The sequence below is a fragment of the Synergistaceae bacterium genome, from assembly GCA_017443945.1.
Classification (GTDB): Bacteria; Synergistota; Synergistia; order Synergistales; family Aminobacteriaceae; genus JAFUXM01.
Genome location: JAFSXS010000020.1, coordinates 13,697 through 30,690, shown reverse-complemented (window position 1 = coordinate 30,690; position 16,994 = coordinate 13,697). Strand labels below are relative to the sequence as shown.

Below are 16,994 nucleotides of genomic sequence, written 5' to 3'. Positions count from 1 at the left end.
ATCATGGCAGAAAATCGTTCAAAGCGTCTAATCACTACAGCCGGGATTGTTTTTCTTGCGCTGGGAGTAATACTTTATTTCGCAAAAGCACCGCTCGGACTTAACCGCAAAATTTATGACCTGCCTATATTCTTGATTATAATCGGAGTCTGTTTTGCGTTGAAGGGCTTTCTCTCAAGAAATCAGGAAGTCAACGAGCTTAATAAACAAACTTTCGGGGAATTTCTGACAAACAATGCGATTTTACTTGCAATGTTAGTGCTTGTTATAGTAATTTGCATATTACAGCCGAGATTTATGCAGATAAGAGTCGCACTTGATATTTTGACTCAGTCGTCTACAAAATTAATTATGGCACTGGGAATCTGTTTCACGCTTTTAATAGCAGGTACGGACTTAAGCGCGGGGCGTATGGTTGGTCTTGCTGCTGTAATTTCGGCTTCAATGCTTCAGACTGCTACATATGCAAATAGATTTTTCCCGGACTTACCGCAGGTTCAATTATGGATGCCGATATTAATTGCAATAGTCGCGTGTATGATATTCGGTGCGTTAAATGGATTCTTAGTTGCGAAATATGACATGCACCCGTTTATAGCTACGTTGGCCGTGCAAGTTATTATTTACGGTACCTGCTCGCTTTATTTCGACATGCCTCCGAACAACTCGCAGCCCATCGGAGGGATCAGACCTGATTTCGCGCAGATAGGTCAAATGCGTTTATTCTCAATGGGACGAGATTTCCCGGGAATTTCGATATTAATTCCTATCGCAGTAGTAATTTGCTTAATTATATGGTTTGTCCTGAATAAGACAGTTTTCGGCAAAAATGTTTATGCGATCGGCGGAAATCGTGAAGCGGCAGTTGTTGCAGGTATTAACGTTTTCCGTAATATAATGGGAATATTTATTTTAGCGTCGTGCTTGTACGGAATCGCAGGAGTCCTAGAGGCAGCAAGAACGGCAGGAGCTACGAACAATTACGGCAACGGTTATGAACTTGATGCAATAGCAGCGTGCGTTGTCGGCGGTGTTTCACTTAATGGAGGCATAGGCAGAGTCGGCGGGATAATAATGGGCGTGTTGATATTCACGATAATTCAATACGGTTTGCAGTTCATAAATGTTTCGCCGATGTGGCAGCAGGTTATCAAGGGTGTAATTATTGCTGTTGCAGTTGCTATTGACTTGACGAAATACCGCAGGAAATAAATTTTTTGCGTGAGATTATATTTTTTCCTCTGTCTGATATTAGGGCGGAGGAAATTTTTTTGCGTGATATAGTGAAACATGCATTTATAATTATGGGTGGGGAAAAAGAGCGCGAGAAAAAAAACGGGTCGCACACATACAACAAATTTTTTGTAAATATTCAATAAAATATTTTGCCATAGTTTTCCGAAAATGTTTTATAAAGGCAAAACCTTTTTTGGCGTACACTTTTGAAATAATTTACTATGCGAATATTTCTGCTGTATAATATTTACATTCCATAAGTTAATTCAGAAATTTATAATTTTGCAACTACATTTACAACTACAAAAAGTTAATTTCATTCACGCCATGACAAAGACTCACGGAGAAAAAAATTTTATTAACACTATTATTTGCGCGCAAAAAAAATATATCTCACATGAATAAAAAATTTTATTGTTTACTATGGGGAGAGCTATTAAAACCTGTTCTCCCCGTCCGTAATGTTATTAGAGATTCGCTTTGATTTTCTCTATCATGTCAGAGTATTCCTGCGCAGATAAAAATTTTTTCTTAGGGTTCATCTCGAAGACTCCGCCCCACTCGTAAGCGTCTTTATATTTAGGGACTAAATGAACGTGCAAATGACAGCCTGTGTCGCCGTATGCGCCGTAATTTAATTTGTCGGGGTGAAATGCCGCGTGAATCGCCTTTGCTGCCCTGTTCACGTCTGCAAAAAACGCGTTTCTCTCATCGTCAGAGATATTTACAATTTCGCTGACATGATCTTTATACGCGACAATACATCGTCCCGGGTGGCTTTGTTCCTTGAAGAGAATCAGAGAGCTTACACTCAAATCGCAAATATAAATTCCGAACTGTTCGAGAAGTTCGCCCCTCATACAATAACCGCAATTATTATCTTTCATGAATTAATGCACCTCTTGTGATAATATTTTTGTTGAGATTAAGAGATTAAATTATTCGCAATTAATTTATACATAGTAATTTTACGTAATTTCTTGCGTGTATAATCACTTAATCGTATAATAAATCACATAAAATATTTGACAGGGGAGTACGGGGAGTCATGCTAAAAAAATTTTCGGCAATATTTATAATTATTATATTAATTCTTGCAGGAAGTGATATTTTGCTTGCTGCACGGAGAAAGCCCGAAAAAATTTCTGACTCATCGCTCACAAAATGCGCGGTCTATCAGCTCGGCACAGATGAATTTGTAGTGAAGTTCATCGGAAATAAACTCCCTGATCCCTTAGTGCAATTTAATAACGACATGGCTTATATCACGTTTTATAATTGCAATATACCCAAGCCGGATGAAATTAATAAAGAAGTTCAAGACGATCTCGAAATAGTCCCAATGATAGTAGATTTCAACGCAGAAAATTTATCTGATGACTTAGTAAATAAAGCTATGATAACAATCAGGGGCGCAAAATCTCTAAAGCTGCACAAAATTTCTGTAATCCGTGAAGGTTTCACAATAAGGCTTTCTGCGATTCAGGAGACAAATTTTAACAGCGTTCTAATCCCGCAAAAACGTGCAATAGCTCCGAGTCAGACTCTCCCGTTCAAGGTCAACACAAAAATTACCGTTGAGCTTCGAGAAGTTGATTTAATGGACGTTATAAGAATGTTCATGAATCAACTCGGCCGAAATGTAATAATAGATACGTCTTTCCCGAAAAATGTTTTAATCACTATGTCTCTTAATGACTTGAGAATCGACGATGTATTAAATTATTTGCTGCGTACTTATAATATCGCCTGCTACACTGCCGGAGCAAACACTACAGTTTTCGGGACTCGCGAAGGTTTATATAAACTTTCCGGCGATGATGAGACTAAAACATTTGATATTTCTTACTCGACTCCATCAGCAGTAAAAACAATGCTGGCAGCTCTTACGGGAGTCCCTGACGCAAATATAGTCGTCGATGAAAGATTAAACGCTGTTCATGTCCGCACAAATCCCGCAAAAATGCAGGAAGTAACAGAAACAGTCAAGAAAATAGATTTACCCGGCAAACAAGTAATGATTCGCGCAAATATTTTCGAGTTTGCTGACACTGCAACACGTGAAGTAGCTAATGCACTTGATATTGTCTATAATGAATACACTTTGCAATGGGCAGCAGGCGGAGGCACATTCACTTACGACAACGGCGCGGGAATGCAGCATGTAATCACAAACAGTTTTACGAATCTTGAGCGCAGGGGAAGCGGCAAAGTTATAGCAAATCCTTCTGTAATTGCTCTTGACGGCCACGAAGCCCAAATAAGTTTGACAGAAGATTATCCCTACATATCAGCAAGAGATCAAGCCGGAAATGTAACTTGGTCAACAGAAGAAGTCGGCCCCAAACTCACATTTACTCCCAGAATCGGCAGAGACGGATTTATAAATCTCAAGCTCGACATACAAACCGGAGAAGTTCTCGACACAATAACAAGCAGCACCGGTGAAGAAATGCCCCGTACATCAAGCCGCAGTGTCAAGACAGAAATTAGAGTCCGCGAAGGTATGCCCTTTGTTGTCGGCGGATTATTCCGTGAAAATATGAACCGTCAAGTATTGAAGATGCCGATATTAGGCGATATTCCGTTTTTGGGAGAATTATTCAAGACACGCACAAGAACGCGCAACAAGACTCAAGTTGTTATGGTTGTAACACCTTATATTCTTGACAGCAAATAGACGCAATATAATATAATAATCGCGAAAATTTTATTTGCACTTAGGGAGGAATATTTATAAATGGCACAAGTAGCAGATACTACTACTTTTTATGTCGGCTTAAAATTACGCTGGCAGGACGCTATTTGGGAAATCGTAGAATATGATCATCACAAAATGGGCCGAGGCGGTGCAGTTGTACGCACTAAATTACGCAATGTAGAGACAGGCTCAATCGTTGAGAATTCATTTAAACCTGGCGAAAAATTTGAGCGCATAATTTACGAGGATAAACCCGCGCAATATTCTTACAGAGACGGCGAAGATTATGTTTTCATGGATCTTGCTACATATGAAGAAATGAGATTATCGCCTCAAGTTCTCGGAGACGCAGCAAAATATTTAGTTGATGATTTAGAGATCCAGATCGAATTTTTTGAGGGCAAAGTCATGGGCATAGAATTGCCTAAAAGTGTAACAATGAAAGTTATCGAGACTCCCCCCAGCTTTAAAGGCGATACAGTAACGGGCGGCGGTAAACCTGCGACTCTTCAGACAGGACTCGTCGTAACTGTTCCCGTTTTCATTGAACCTGGCGAAGATATAGTCGTCGATACACGCACAGGACTTTATCTTGAACGCGCAAAGAAAAATTAATCACATTATGTCAGCTAGAGACGGAAAAAATAAAGCTGCTAACGGCGGATTAATCCATATTTCCGAAGACGTTATAATCGAGCTTGCAAGAAAAACGATTCAAGGCATACAAAATATAAAAGTTGCGTCGAAATTTGCAAGTAAATTCGGTCTTGGCCGCAAAAATACAGGTATTCGCGTTTCAGTGGATCACTCACAGGGAAATATAAACGTTGATGCATATGTTCTCGTGAAGTTCGGCCAGAGAATCCCGGATTTAGCGTGGGACATTCAGGAAAAAATAAAAGATAATCTCGAACGCTACACAGGTTATAACGTCAAAGCCGTGAATGTAAGTGTTCAGGGAATTTACGCAGGGCCGGGCGATAATTATCAAGTCAATATCGAACTACCCCCGCAGGATGAAGAGGCCGAATAAATGTATTTCTTATGGAAGAATACAGAACACGGGACTATCAGAATTTCAAGCGGCGGATTATATGAATTTGTCGAGAGCACTATAAAATCACGTCTCAGACTGTACAGCATAACACTATCACCTTCGGGCAGCGATAATAATGCAGATTTAAGCGTTGTTCTGTCCGAAGATGATTTAATCCCGGAAATCAAGCAAAAAGTTGAGTCGCATTTAAATTCTATATTCAAACCTATGGGCATTATCTCGTCGGTTGTGTGGGCTGCTCCTGAAAGCTGGCTTGCTTCACTTGTGCGCAGTTCATGGACGTGGGCTGGTGCTGCTTCGTGTTTAGCTGTGATAGTTACTGCAGGTTTTGAAGGATTTTTCTGGACTCTTTTCTGGGGTTCGGCGGCGTGGTTCATTGTGCGCGGCCTTTCACTTATTACACGCAGATTTTGGAGCGCATGACATGGCAAACAAAAAATTTATCGGCAAAAAATTTCAGGCAATTCACAGAGCTAGAGAGCTTGCAATACAATTTTTATTCTCACTTGAAGTAAATCAATACGAGGATTTGAACACTGCAATAGAATTATTTATGAACAACGAGGAATTAACAAGCGGCGACACTCCGGAAGTAAAAATGCATTCACGCGAGCTTATCGGCCAAGTTATTACGCGTAAAAATGAGATTGACTCGTTTTTGCTGAGAATCGTAACAGGCTGGAGACCCGAAAGAATGGTAATTGTAGACAGAATTATTTTGCGCTTAATGGTGCTTGAAGGCTTTATGTTGAAGTCTCTTCCCGTGAAATCCGCAATCAGTGAAGCAAACAAGCTCGCAAACTCATTCGGGACTAGGGACTCATCGCGTTTTATTAATGGAGTCATGGTCAAGGCAGCAAAATTTTTCGCACAGAGGGAAATTTTTAATTAATCATGGCCGATAAAATAATTATTTCAGCTCGTCAATAATTGAGTCGCATATAAATTTTAGATTACAGCGTTCAAGTGTTGCTTTGCGGCCTTCGAGTGCTGATTTTTCTGTCTCGTTTTCATGTGTGCAGGCGTATAGAAGATTTTTCGCGAGTCCGTCAATGTCGTCTACTTTGCTGGAGAGTGCGAATTTAAAATTTTCTGTTAGATTCCTGCTTGACTGAATATCGCTGACAACTGCAAAACAACCTTGCGACATTGCTTCAGTTAGTGCTATTCCGAAACTCTCGAATCTTGACGGGAATGCAAAAATTTTCGCGTCCCTGTAGAAATTTATTAATTGTTCGCGGTCTCTGATCTCGCCCGTGAAAATAACTCGTTCCCGTAAATCCGGATATTTTGCGTAAAAATCGTCTGCGATGTTCAAATTTTCTGCGATATAACCTGCAAGTTTTAGAGTCCAGTTTGGAATTTGCGCGCTGATTCTTGCGAATGACTCAAGCAAAATTTCTGTAGCTTTCTGATATGTGCCGAGCCTCCCGACGGTTAATATAATATTTTGACGTTGTGAAAAATTTTTAAAGTCTTGAATCTCATTCGGGTTAACGGGATTAGCAACGGGAATAATTTTTTTCTTCCATGAACGCGATAATATTTCTGTATTTTCTCGAAATTCTGTACTGACACAATCGCATAATTTTATTTCGAGCTGCATTAATTTGCGCATAAAGAACGACATTTCACGAGGAAGGGGCCAGCCGTCCAGCTTGAGATAAATTTTTCCGCGCGGATTAAATATTTTATAGATTAATGCTTGAGACAAAGTAACCCGCCTAAGGTGATAAATAAATAACACGTCGATTCTTTTCGCATTTTTCCGCAGCCATGAACACGAATCTTTTAACCAGTTGCCGGACTTTTTCGGGATAAATTCCATTTTTACGCCGGGAAGATATTTCAAATTTGGGTAATCGTCATTCTTGTACGTCGCAAAAAATGAGTTGTAATTATAATATTCGTGCATTCCCCATGTTAATAAACCGTGATCCTTTATGATGTGTTCATTTTTTATGTCAAATAATGCACAAAATATCTGGTGTTTGCTTTGTTCTGACATTAATTAATCACTCCTGTATAAAATAAATCCCCTAGTCTTAACATTATAAGCCTTAAACAATGATTGCGGTAAAATAAATTTAATTCACCGGCAGAGTGATTCTAAAGCAGCTCCCCTTATCTTTATGACTCGTAACTGTAATTTTTCCGCCGTGAGCCTCGACAGACGCTTTGACGATTGCAAGTCCGACACCGCTTCCGCCTGTTATTCTTGCGCGTGACTCATCAGTCCTGTAAAAACGCTCGAAAATGTTGGGCAAATCTTTATCTGATATTCCGATTCCTGTGTCGCTGACTTCGATAACTGCATTATTATTTTCGCGTGAAAGCCTGCATGTAACTTGGCCGCCTTTATTAGTATATCTATGAGCATTTGATAATAAATTGTCTATAACGTGCCTGAAGCTGTCTGTATCGATCTCGCAGAAAATTTTATTTGCAAGCTCACTCATTAAAATTATCCCGGACTTCTCGAAAAGCGGCGCAAAACTTTCTATGACGGGTTCAAGAAATTTTTTCATGTCAGTTAATTCCGTGTGAATCGCAAGAGTCTCGCCTTCAAGACGCGTTAAAGTCTCAACATTTCCGATCAAGCCGCTTAATCTCTGCATCTCGTTGACACAAAGATTTAATCTTTCGGGAGTAGGCTCTAATATTCCGTCGGAAATTGCTTCTATCTGAGTCATCACTACAGTTAAAGGCGTTTTCAGCTCGTGAGCTACATCGACCATTAATCGGCGGCGTAATTTTTCCTGACCTTCAAGAGACCGCGCTAAATCTCTGACTCCTTTTGTGAGTGCGTCAAGTTCCCTGATTCCTGAAGATTTTAAATTATCGTCTGAGTCATATTCTCCGCGTGAAATTTGTCTTGCACGTTCAATAGCTTTAATGACCGGCCTGCTTAACTTTCCCGCGACAAAATAACCAAGCCCGCAAGCAGCAATTATCATGATAAAAGCTCCTGCCAACGTATAACGCGTCAAATAATTTATAAACGGGTTGTCGTGATAGCTCCATTGAGGGACTCTGCGTTCGATTTCAAGAAGTCCGATAATTTTTCCGTTATTGTCGTCGAGATTTATATTAAAGTTTTCAATTTCCATATTTTGAGGCTCTCTGTGATTTCTGGGTCTTGGCCGTCTTGGCTGGAGTGTAAAAATTTCGTTTCCTTCTGAATCTTTTAACGCGATTGTCATTCCTCCCCATTGAGGTGCAGGCCGCAAAATGTCCATTACTCTGCGTCGTTCCCATTTTCCGCCTTCTTCGTGATAGAGTTCAACAAGGGACTCGCTTAAATTTTCAAGATCTGCTTGACGGCGGTTAATTAAATAATTTCTGAACGCATTGACGCTTAATCTAACTCCCAGTGAAGGCACAACGATACCGCTTAACACAGCAAGCAGCACATAAAGCAGCAATAAATGAAATCTCAGAGATCTATTTTTCATCGTCGAGCCTATATCCGAATCCGTAAATAGTTTTTATCCAGCCGTTTTCGTGGCCTGGTTCAGCTAATTTTTTGCGCAAATTTTTTATGTACGTGTCAATAGTCCTGTCAAAGCCGTCATAGTCATCACCGAGAGCAGATCTTATTATTTCTTCGCGCGACCATGTGCGAATCGGTTTTGACGCAAGAGTCGAGAAAATAAGAAATTCACTTTTTGTAACGGGAATAACAACGCCGTCTTTGCGAATTTCTACGCGTTCGGGGTCAATTTCGATTCTTCCGTCTGCGCATGAACCTGACGCTAAATTATCGCGGGTTAAACTCTCTCTCGGCCGTAACTGTGCGCGGATTCTTGCCATTAAGACTCGCGGGCTGAAGGGTTTAGCTACATAATCATTTGCGCCCAAGTCAAGACCTGACACAACGTCGGACTCGCTGCTTTTTGCTGTGAGCATGATAATAGGAACGTTAGATTTTTCGCGGATTCGTCTGCAAACTTCTTCACCGTTTAATTTCGGGAGCATTAAATCAAGCACGACCAAATCAGGACTCTCTGACTCGAATAAATTTAATGCTTCCAGGCCGTCAAACGCGCAAATTGTCTCGAGTCCCTCACGTTTTGCATATGCGCTGACGACTTCAGAAATAGAGATTTCGTCTTCAACTATCAATATTTTCATGTAAGTATTACTCCTTCACAAAATTTTCATTTATAATTCATATGACGCACATATTTTATTGTTATTCTATCAGCGTTGAAAGATTGAGAGAAATAAAGGAGGTTTAACAAAGATGAAGAAACGTACTCTAGCAATAGCCCTTACAGTGATTGCAGCAGGAAGTATTTTATTTACGGCTGAATCTGCAAAGGCTAAGGAACTTGACACGCTCGCGGTAAGATCAGACAACGGAAAAACGAATACAGCTAATCCGCCTCTGATAAACAGACATACTCCGCTTCCCGGACCTCGCCCGCATATGCCTCCGCCGCCCGGCCCAAGATTTGCACCGAGACCCGGCCCAGGACCTCGACCAATGCCGCCGAGACCGAGATTTAGACCCGGACCGCATGTACCGTCGCCTCCGCCATATTTTGATGATTATGATTATGGCCCGAGATATAGACGTTATGGCCCGACTCCTCCGCCGCCTGGCCCGCGCTTCAGACCTCGACCAGTGCCGCCGCCTCCTCCCGGACCGAGATTTGGCCCAAGACCAGGACCTGGCCCAAGATTTGCACCGAGACCCGGCCCAGGACCTCGACCAATGCCGCCGAGACCATTACCGCCAAGACCCGGCCCACGCCCAGGCCCAAGACCAGGACCCGGACCGCGACCGCCGAGAAGATAATTAGCGACAATAACGGGAAGGAGATTTTAAAGCATGAAGAAATTTGCGGCAGTATTATTAATCGTAATGCTATTTTCGGGGACAGCTTTAGCATTTCACGGCAGCAGACATCACGACTCAATGTTTGCGCCCGATATGCCTAAGGAAATCCGCGAGAAAGTTACGGAAATTGCAAAATTAAATATAGATCTCGACGAGGCTTTAACGAGTCATCCGCTCAATAAAGCAGAGGCCCGCGAGGTTTATGGGAAAATTATTAAGCTGCAACAGGAGTTAGACGTTTGGGAGTTCGAGAAATATTTAAACGATGTCGAGGACTTCAACAGACACCCAGAATCACCAGACGCAGAGGCAGAATAACGAAAATTTTTATCCCGGTCATACAAAAACGGCCGGGAATTTTTTTATCGCGTTATAGTGAATGCTTTGATACAGGCGTTAGAATTAAATTTTATTCCGTCAGTCCATTTTTGCCCGTCTCGTGAAAAATAGCTCTCCTTCGCGTGAATAACTGCATTCTCTGAAAAGTTTTTGACTCGAGTCTCTACAGGCATTAACTTATTTGAAAGTTTCAGCACTACAGAAAAATATTCCTCATGAGTCAAATTTATTCTTTCGGGCAAATTTACAGTGTGATAGCCTGCATACTTGATTTCGCCTGAAAAATTAGCAATTAACTTGCCTGATACAGGAGAGTCAGGAAATTTTTTATCGTGCAAATAAATAAATATTTCATAGCCCGCATTATTATGAGTCGTGTAGAATCCTGTTTCAATGAGAGACTCTTTGCGCCTCCGGACTCTAAAAATGTTTGCTGCCCACGAATATTTTAACGCGCTGCAACAGCCTAAATCATCATAACCGTAATGACTCAAGCGGGGATTATTTTTTTCTGCGATAAAAGCCGTCCCGCCTCTAGTAAATTGCTCGTACGACATCCAGAAATAACCCGTACTTGTCCCGAAAGAATTTTTTACCAGCCAAGCACCGTTTTTAGCAGGCTTAGGAGTGAAATTATTGCGCGAAAAATTATCGTCCCAACCGATTAATAATGCGTCATGATTAGTTTTCCGGCCGTTGTTGTTGAAATATGTATTGCCGTGAAATTTGTCGAGTTTGTGCCAGAAAGTTATAACTATTGCGCCGTAATTTATGATTAATTCTTTCTTGATAGTGTCTGAAGGATTCTCATAGCGCGACATAAAAAATGCGTCTCTTAACCTCATTGGCCGTCTGAAATCTTCGGGATTCTTGCGGGAAGCAAATTTTTTTACGTCATCAAGTTCTGTAGTTGAGTATCTAAGATCTTTCTCGTTTGCAGGCCCAGATAAACGCGACAAGAAAGCTGCTGCATTGAAAATATTGCCTTCAAGCCTTAGAGTCCCGTCTTTGAGTCTTGATGTGAAATTTCTTGCAGGATTAGAGTCTTTGTAGACGTAATAAGCTAAATGAATTTCTGATAAATCGGGGTTGCCGCCTAAATTTTGAGTCAGCCAGCTTGACTCCATTGCTCCCAGTGCCGCAAATGCCCAGCAAGGTCCGGGGATTCCCTGATGTTTTACGCTAGTGACTCTGTTAAAGCCGCGAAGGTCATAACGGCTCGGCAGCGCGTAAGATTCTCCCGCAATTAGTAACGCAAATATAATAATAAAAATTTTTCTCATTCTCGAATCACCGTAAATATTTTTATGCACGCGTTAGAGTTTAAATTTTTACCGTCAGTCCATTTTTGGCCGTCTAGTGAAAAATAGCTCTCGTTCGCGTTTATTACTGCATTGTCAGAATAATTTATAATCTGAGTCTCTACCGGCATTATTTTAGCTCCCAGCTTTAATATAACTGATAAATAAGTCCCCTGCCATAATGAAAATTTTTCGGGAATCTCTACAGTGTGATAGCCTGCTAAATCAAATTTTCCGGAAATATGACTCTTCAGAATGCCTGACACGGGTGAATCTGGAAAATTTTTCCCGCACTCATAAATATAAATGTCCCAGCTCATATTATTTCTGGGCGTGTAGAATGCTGCTTCATTGAGATATTCTAAATCTTCGCGGACTCTGAAAATATTTGCTGCCCACGAAAATTTTATAGAGCTGCAATAACCTAAATCATCATGCAAATAAATTCTCGCGTCAGGATTAAATTTTTCGGTGATAAATGCTGCTCCGCCTTTAATATTCTGCTCATAAGGAATCCAGTAATAACCGTTTTCGCTGTTTTCCGGTTTCCATGAGTCTTTAACGAGCCACGCGCCATTTTTTGACGGTCTCGGATTGAAGTAGAACAACGGAAAATTATCATCCCAGCCGGTAATCAAAATATCGTGATTTATTCTGCGTTCCTGCGAGTTGTTGAAGTAAGTTACAATTTTTCCGCGCCTCTCAAATAGTCTGTGATCTACAAAGATTCCCGCGTAAATTGCACCGTTAGCGAGAATTAAATTTTTTCTCGTCTCATCGCTGATAAAATCTTTGTCGAACGGCATATGACGCGACATAAAATATACGTCCCTGAGCCTAAGTCCGCAAAATTCCGGAAGTCTTGACAATATCGCCGCTGCTGTGAACTCGTCGCCAAGTTCTAATGCTGGAAATGTAAATAACTCTTCAGCGTAAGAAATTAAGAAATCCCCCGGCAAATTAATATTTGAGTCAGGATTATGAGTCATAAAATTTGCTTCACATGCTCCCATTGCTGCAAATGAATAACAGGTCTCCAAAACTTTTTGCGATTTCACAGGCAGAACGCGCGAGTCATGCTTTACCGGCAGGGCTTGAGCTTTTATCGCCGTAATTAATAATATCATTACAATAAACTTTTTCACGTAATAATTCACCTCGTATCGAAATATTATATAATTTGCAAATGAGAGAAATTTACGAGATTAATAATTTATGCGCTGATTACGGCAAAAATAGAGTCCTGAAAGATTTAAATTTTCGTGTTCCTTCAGGTGCGTTAATTTCGTTGATAGGCTCTAACGGCAGCGGAAAAAGTACACTCCTGCGAGTCTTGGCCGGGCTGAAAAATTATCTCGGCAGCGTTAAATTAAATTCTCGTGAAGTCCGCGATATTGCAAGAAAAAAATTTGCGCGTTCAGTAAGTTTTGTGATGAGTGATAAAAATTTTAAGCCGTCATATTGCTTTAGTGCTCGTGAAATTATTGCGCTAGGACGATTGCCCTATATGAATCTATTTTCGAGGCTGACAAGTTTTGACGAGGCTTTAATCACAAAAGCTGCTGAAACTTTGCGAATCACTCATTTATTAGAACGCGACATAACTTCATTATCAGACGGTGAGAGGCAATTAACTTTTTTAGCGGCGGCACTTGCTCAGGACACAGAAATTTTTTTGCTTGATGAACCTACGAGCGCATTAGATCCGGGAAGGTCAGCGGGAGTCTTCGAGATTTTGCGGGCTTTAACGCGTGAAGGCCGGACAATTATAACAGCAGTTCACGACATAAATTTATCGTTAGCTTACTCTGATTATTATTTAGGACTCAGAGACGGCGAATTAATTTCGTTCAATAAATGCGAGAGTCTGGACTCAAAAATTTTGAGTGATTTATATGATTCTGATTTTGTCGAGTCAAAAATGTGGCGTGCTTTACCGGGATAATTATTAAAAAATTTTATTTGTTCGCAAATTATCACGTTAAGAAAAAATTTTTATTCGCGAATAATTATCATTGCACAAACGAGTCAACATTTTTGTAGTTGTAAATGTAGTTGTAAAAAAATTGCAGCCCCCATAATCGAGAACTGCACAAAAATATTTTATCACAACTTAAATTTAACGCGAAAGAATCCCCCATAATTCTTCGTGAGTGCTGAAATTATTTTTTTCGCGCGGATCAAATTCACCGATTATGCTCGAATCTATGCCGGACGATTTTAATTTTTCCTGAGCTTCACAAACTTTTTCAGGAGCAATCACAGCTAATAACATGCCTGACGAGATTAAATTTAACGGGTTAAAATTTAATTTTTCCGCCGCACGTTTTGTAAAATCTGAAATCGGAATAGAGTCAGCAAAAAATTTTATTCCCATTTTACAGCCTTCTGAAGTCTCATATAATGCGCCATTGAGTCCGCCTTCTGTAGGGTCGTGCATGTAACGGGCAAACTCACGCAAAATTTTAGCAGGTCTCATAATTGATAATTCGCTGCTCCATGACTGAATAATATTTATCTCGCTGCGTGAAAAAATTTCCGAAAATAAATCTTCCCGATCCTGCGCAATAATGCTCATGCCCTCGAGTCCTGCGTGGCCGGTCAATAAAATTTTATCGCCTTCACGAATATTTTTCGCGCTCAAATTATATTTTGTCATTCCCAACATTGTAGCTGAAATAACCGGCTGTGAATATTTGTTCGTTAATTCCGTGTGTCCTCCTGCGATTGAAATATTTAATTCTTTGCAAGCCTCGTGAATTTCCTGCATGATTGAGCTTATAAATTTTACGCCCATTGAGTCCGGAACTATAAGCGTTACTATAAGCCACGAAGGGTCAGCACCTTTGCAGGCTAAATCATTTGCGTTTACGTGAACGAGCAATTTTCCGGCGTTTTTTTCTGCACCTGTTACGGGATCTGACGCAGCGACAAGAATCCCATCATTAACGCGGATTAATGCAGCGTCTTCACCAAGTCCGCCGCCGACTAATAAATCATTTCGTTTCGCTCCCGTAAAATCTAAGACATTTTTGCGCAAAATATCAGGATTTAATTTTCCCGGCAAAATTTATTTCCCCCTAAAAATTTTTATGAGAATCTCTCCGCCCTTTTCGAGTCCAAGCAAAGAAGGACGGCTTAAATATTTTTCCGGCACCTCGTAAACTTTCACGTGTTTAAGAGCTTTTGCCCAGTGCCTTGCGTTAAAATCTTGAAGTGTTGTGCTGTTCATTGCTCCGGTTTGAATTATATAGACATCAAGATTTTCGAGAGATTTTATCACACGTTCTAGGCCAAATGGAGCTATGACACTCCCGGCGCGCAGAGATTTTGCAGAATCAGCGATATTTATTCCCCCTGCAAGAGCTATTAAATTTGCTGCCCACGAGTCCGGCGCACATGTGTGAATTTCTCTTGACGTGGCTTCAACAAAGACTCTAGGCTTAAATTTTATATTTTGTGCTTGAGATATTATATTTTCGCGGATATTATTTAATTTCGTGATTGCTGAGTCAGGGTTTAAATTTAATTCTCGCGCAAGAGTCTTTAAATATTCCGGGAAATTTTCCCAGCTTGGAGGATCGAGACTCAAGACTTTAACGCCTGATAAGCGCAAAATTTCATATAAGTTCGGGTTGAGTCTTTCCGCAAAACTTCTTGTAACGACAATATCAGGACTCAGCGATAAAATTTTTTCAGCGTTCGACCTCATAGAGACTCTTGGCAAATCCGGCAATAAGTCCGAGTCATCGTTTTCTGAGAGTGCGATTAAAAGTTTTTCCCCTCCCAGCGCAAAAATATTATCAGAATGTCCCGGATATAATGAAATAATGCGCAAATTTTCAGCTTTAACGGGCGTGATAATGAATAACAGCAGAATTGCAGCGAAATATAAACGTCTAATAATAGATTCCTCCTATAAAATTTATTTACTCGACAATTATAAAACTTTTGGAATAAAAAATTTTTGACGCACACTTTTGCTAATAGTTTGCACTTTGTAAACATATCTGTGTTAAAATATTCGCACGCTTGAAAATTTATGTGAGCGGTAAGGGGTGAAATGAATTGTATTATAGGCTGAAGGATAATTTTATTCTGCGGGGTTACGAGAAATTACCATATGCAGTAATGAATCTCAAAACGGGCGGAGCAAATTTTATCGACGAAAAAATGATGAATGCTCTAGAATATTGTAACGGGAAAATTGATTTGTCGTTGCCGGTTATTAGTGATGACGTTCGTAAATATATCAACATCGCCGAGAATGCCGGAGTAATCGAACAATGCGAACCCGGACACGGCCTTAATGCAATTCAGGAGTATAAATTATATCCTGCACGTTATATCAGGCAGGCTCACTGGTCAATCACGGGAAAATGTAATTATCGCTGCAAACATTGTTACATGTCAGCACCTGACGCGAAATTAGGCGAATTAAATCACGACACAATCATGAATATAATTAATCAATTAGGCGACTGCGGAATAATGAACGTGAGTCTAACCGGCGGAGAACCTTTAATACGTGATGACTTTCTCGAAATTGTTGATTCACTCCTCGAACGCAATATAATTATCAAGCAGATTTACTCTAACGGCGCTCTTGTGAATGAAAAATTATTACGCGAACTCGATAAACGCAACATTCACCCGGAATTTAATATGAGCTATGACGGTGCGGGCTGGCATGACTGGCTTAGAGGCATTAACGGCGCAGAAAAAATTGTTGACCGTGCATTTGCTTTGTGTCGTGATATGGGATTTCCGACCGGTGCAGAAATGTGCTTACATCAACACAATAAACACACTCTGCGTGAAAGCATAAAACATTTGGGCGGTTTAGGCGTAAAGAGTCTCAAGACTAATCCTGTTGCTAATGTCGGTGAATGGAAGAAAAATAATTTTGGCGAGTCTATGTCAATCAAAGAACTTTTCGCGCTTTATCTCGATTATATTCCGCAATATTACTATGACAATATGCCGTTAGCTTTAATGCTCGGAGGTTTCTTCACTGCTAGGCCAAGTGAACCGGATAAATTTGATATTCCGTCGTTTATGCCCGATATTGACCCTAAAACTTTTTGTATCTGCGGTCATGCAAGAGTCATTATGTATATTTCTCCTGAAGGCCGGACTCTTCCGTGTATGTCCCTGTCAGGAATGAGCATTCAAAACGAGTTCCCGCTCATAACAGAAAAAAGTTTATCTCAGTGCATAACTGACTCGCGCTACATGAAATTAATCGAGACCAAAGCAAGCGAATATCTTGCACTCAATGAAATTTGCGAAAAATGCAAGTACGGTCATAACTGTTTTGGAGGGTGCCGGGCCGATGCTCTTAGCGCTGACGAAAATAATATAATGGGTAAGTCTCCGAGTTCATGCGAATTATTCAGGGGCGGCTGGGTAGAGAAAATTATTAGAACCGTGAAAAAAGTTAGGCCGAACGCTGACTCTATAGTTTTCGAGAGTCCGTTGTGGCAGGCTTTGAAATAAATTTTTAAGGAGGAA

The 16,994-nt window shown here is 40.5% G+C and carries 18 protein-coding genes; 10 read left to right on the top strand and 8 right to left on the bottom strand.

Going from position 1 to position 16,994, the window contains the following annotated elements; translation table 11 throughout:
• Positions 1–3: 3 nt before the first annotated feature.
• The gene (gene mglC, locus IJT21_02440) at positions 4–1,212 is read left to right on the top strand and encodes a galactose/methyl galactoside ABC transporter permease MglC (protein ID MBQ7577105.1); all 1,209 of its coding nucleotides are present in this window, start codon (positions 4–6) and stop codon (positions 1,210–1,212) included.
• 491 nt (positions 1,213–1,703) lie between these two features.
• On the opposite strand, the gene IJT21_02435 is transcribed toward mglC, so the two are convergent.
• Positions 1,704–2,123, bottom strand: coding sequence for an HIT family protein (locus IJT21_02435; protein ID MBQ7577104.1), 420 nt, complete (start codon positions 2,121–2,123; stop codon positions 1,704–1,706).
• Between the two features lie 161 nt (positions 2,124–2,284).
• On the opposite strand from IJT21_02435, the gene IJT21_02430 reads away from it, so the two are divergent.
• The 5 genes from IJT21_02430 to nusB are packed head-to-tail and all read left to right on the top strand — an operon-like array spanning position 2,285 to position 5,886.
• Positions 2,285–3,916, top strand: a complete 1,632-nt coding sequence (locus tag IJT21_02430) for a hypothetical protein (GenBank protein MBQ7577103.1) — start codon at positions 2,285–2,287, stop codon at positions 3,914–3,916.
• A gap of 60 nt (positions 3,917–3,976) precedes the next feature.
• The gene (efp, locus tag IJT21_02425) at positions 3,977–4,552 is read left to right on the top strand and encodes an elongation factor P (GenBank protein ID MBQ7577102.1); all 576 of its coding nucleotides are present in this window, start codon (positions 3,977–3,979) and stop codon (positions 4,550–4,552) included.
• A complete protein-coding gene (locus IJT21_02420; protein ID MBQ7577101.1) occupies positions 4,530–4,970 on the top strand; it encodes an Asp23/Gls24 family envelope stress response protein in 441 nt (146 codons plus the stop codon). Before efp ends, IJT21_02420 begins: the two co-directional genes overlap by 23 nt.
• The gene (locus IJT21_02415; protein MBQ7577100.1) at positions 4,971–5,417 is read left to right on the top strand and encodes a hypothetical protein; all 447 of its coding nucleotides are present in this window, start codon (positions 4,971–4,973) and stop codon (positions 5,415–5,417) included. It abuts the gene before it with no gap.
• A 1-nt stretch (position 5,418) separates the two neighbouring features.
• Entirely contained in the window at positions 5,419–5,886 is a 468-nt protein-coding gene (gene nusB / locus IJT21_02410) for a transcription antitermination factor NusB (protein ID MBQ7577099.1), read from the top strand.
• An 18-nt stretch (positions 5,887–5,904) separates the two neighbouring features.
• On the opposite strand, the gene IJT21_02405 is transcribed toward nusB, so the two are convergent.
• From IJT21_02405 to IJT21_02395, 3 genes are all read right to left on the bottom strand, one after another.
• Complete coding sequence (locus IJT21_02405) at positions 5,905–7,002, bottom strand: glycosyltransferase family 4 protein (protein MBQ7577098.1); 1,098 nt, start codon at positions 7,000–7,002, stop codon at positions 5,905–5,907.
• Between the two features lie 79 nt (positions 7,003–7,081).
• The gene (locus IJT21_02400; protein MBQ7577097.1) at positions 7,082–8,449 is read right to left on the bottom strand and encodes a HAMP domain-containing histidine kinase; all 1,368 of its coding nucleotides are present in this window, start codon (positions 8,447–8,449) and stop codon (positions 7,082–7,084) included.
• Complete coding sequence (locus IJT21_02395; GenBank protein MBQ7577096.1) at positions 8,439–9,128, bottom strand: response regulator transcription factor; 690 nt, start codon at positions 9,126–9,128, stop codon at positions 8,439–8,441. The genes IJT21_02400 and IJT21_02395 overlap by 11 nt, the downstream gene beginning before the upstream one ends.
• A 112-nt stretch (positions 9,129–9,240) precedes the next feature.
• On the opposite strand from IJT21_02395, the gene IJT21_02390 reads away from it, so the two are divergent.
• Positions 9,241–9,798: a hypothetical protein gene (locus IJT21_02390; protein ID MBQ7577095.1), complete on the top strand. Its 558-nt coding sequence runs from the start codon at positions 9,241–9,243 to the stop codon at positions 9,796–9,798.
• Positions 9,799–9,831: 33 nt separating this feature from the next.
• The gene (locus tag IJT21_02385; protein ID MBQ7577094.1) at positions 9,832–10,158 is read left to right on the top strand and encodes a hypothetical protein; all 327 of its coding nucleotides are present in this window, start codon (positions 9,832–9,834) and stop codon (positions 10,156–10,158) included.
• A gap of 44 nt (positions 10,159–10,202) precedes the next feature.
• Here the strand turns inward: IJT21_02385 and IJT21_02380 are convergent, their stop codons facing one another.
• Entirely contained in the window at positions 10,203–11,462 is a 1,260-nt protein-coding gene (locus IJT21_02380) for a hypothetical protein (GenBank protein ID MBQ7577093.1), read from the bottom strand.
• Complete coding sequence (locus IJT21_02375) at positions 11,459–12,625, bottom strand: hypothetical protein (GenBank protein ID MBQ7577092.1); 1,167 nt, start codon at positions 12,623–12,625, stop codon at positions 11,459–11,461. Before IJT21_02375 ends, IJT21_02380 begins: the two co-directional genes overlap by 4 nt.
• Positions 12,626–12,660: 35 nt before the next feature.
• On the opposite strand from IJT21_02375, the gene IJT21_02370 reads away from it, so the two are divergent.
• On the top strand, positions 12,661–13,425 hold the full coding sequence (locus IJT21_02370; GenBank protein ID MBQ7577091.1) for an ABC transporter ATP-binding protein: 765 nt from the start codon (positions 12,661–12,663) through the stop codon (positions 13,423–13,425).
• Between the two features lie 174 nt (positions 13,426–13,599).
• Here IJT21_02370 and IJT21_02365 read toward each other — a convergent pair whose 3' ends face one another.
• Both IJT21_02365 and IJT21_02360 read right to left on the bottom strand, forming a co-directional pair.
• Complete coding sequence (locus tag IJT21_02365; GenBank protein ID MBQ7577090.1) at positions 13,600–14,550, bottom strand: AIR synthase family protein; 951 nt, start codon at positions 14,548–14,550, stop codon at positions 13,600–13,602.
• Positions 14,551–15,318 carry an ABC transporter substrate-binding protein gene (locus IJT21_02360; GenBank protein MBQ7577089.1) on the bottom strand — a complete coding sequence of 256 codons (768 nt, stop codon included), beginning with the start codon at positions 15,316–15,318 and terminating at the stop codon, positions 14,551–14,553.
• Positions 15,319–15,548: 230 nt separating this feature from the next.
• Between IJT21_02360 and IJT21_02355 the strand changes: the two genes are divergently transcribed.
• Positions 15,549–16,979, top strand: a complete 1,431-nt coding sequence (locus IJT21_02355) for a radical SAM protein (protein MBQ7577088.1) — start codon at positions 15,549–15,551, stop codon at positions 16,977–16,979.
• The last annotated feature ends 15 nt before the right edge of the window (positions 16,980–16,994 follow it).

Excerpts from the sequence above, each read along its gene's own strand:
- IJT21_02430 (MBQ7577103.1), top strand. The coding sequence starts at position 2,285 with ATGCTAAAAAAATTTTCGGCAATATTTATAATTATTATATTAATTCTT.
- efp (MBQ7577102.1), top strand. The coding sequence starts at position 3,977 with ATGGCACAAGTAGCAGATACTACTACTTTTTATGTCGGCTTAAAATTA.
- mglC (MBQ7577105.1), top strand. The coding sequence starts at position 4 with ATGGCAGAAAATCGTTCAAAGCGTCTAATCACTACAGCCGGGATTGTT.
- nusB (MBQ7577099.1), top strand. The coding sequence starts at position 5,419 with ATGGCAAACAAAAAATTTATCGGCAAAAAATTTCAGGCAATTCACAGA.
- IJT21_02385 (MBQ7577094.1), top strand. The coding sequence starts at position 9,832 with ATGAAGAAATTTGCGGCAGTATTATTAATCGTAATGCTATTTTCGGGG.
- IJT21_02395 (MBQ7577096.1), bottom strand. The coding sequence starts at position 9,128 with ATGAAAATATTGATAGTTGAAGACGAAATCTCTATTTCTGAAGTCGTC.
- IJT21_02415 (MBQ7577100.1), top strand. The coding sequence starts at position 4,971 with ATGTATTTCTTATGGAAGAATACAGAACACGGGACTATCAGAATTTCA.
- IJT21_02380 (MBQ7577093.1), bottom strand. The coding sequence starts at position 11,462 with ATGAGAAAAATTTTTATTATTATATTTGCGTTACTAATTGCGGGAGAA.
- IJT21_02405 (MBQ7577098.1), bottom strand. The coding sequence starts at position 7,002 with ATGTCAGAACAAAGCAAACACCAGATATTTTGTGCATTATTTGACATA.
- IJT21_02390 (MBQ7577095.1), top strand. The coding sequence starts at position 9,241 with ATGAAGAAACGTACTCTAGCAATAGCCCTTACAGTGATTGCAGCAGGA.
- IJT21_02435 (MBQ7577104.1), bottom strand. The coding sequence starts at position 2,123 with ATGAAAGATAATAATTGCGGTTATTGTATGAGGGGCGAACTTCTCGAA.
- IJT21_02400 (MBQ7577097.1), bottom strand. The coding sequence starts at position 8,449 with ATGAAAAATAGATCTCTGAGATTTCATTTATTGCTGCTTTATGTGCTG.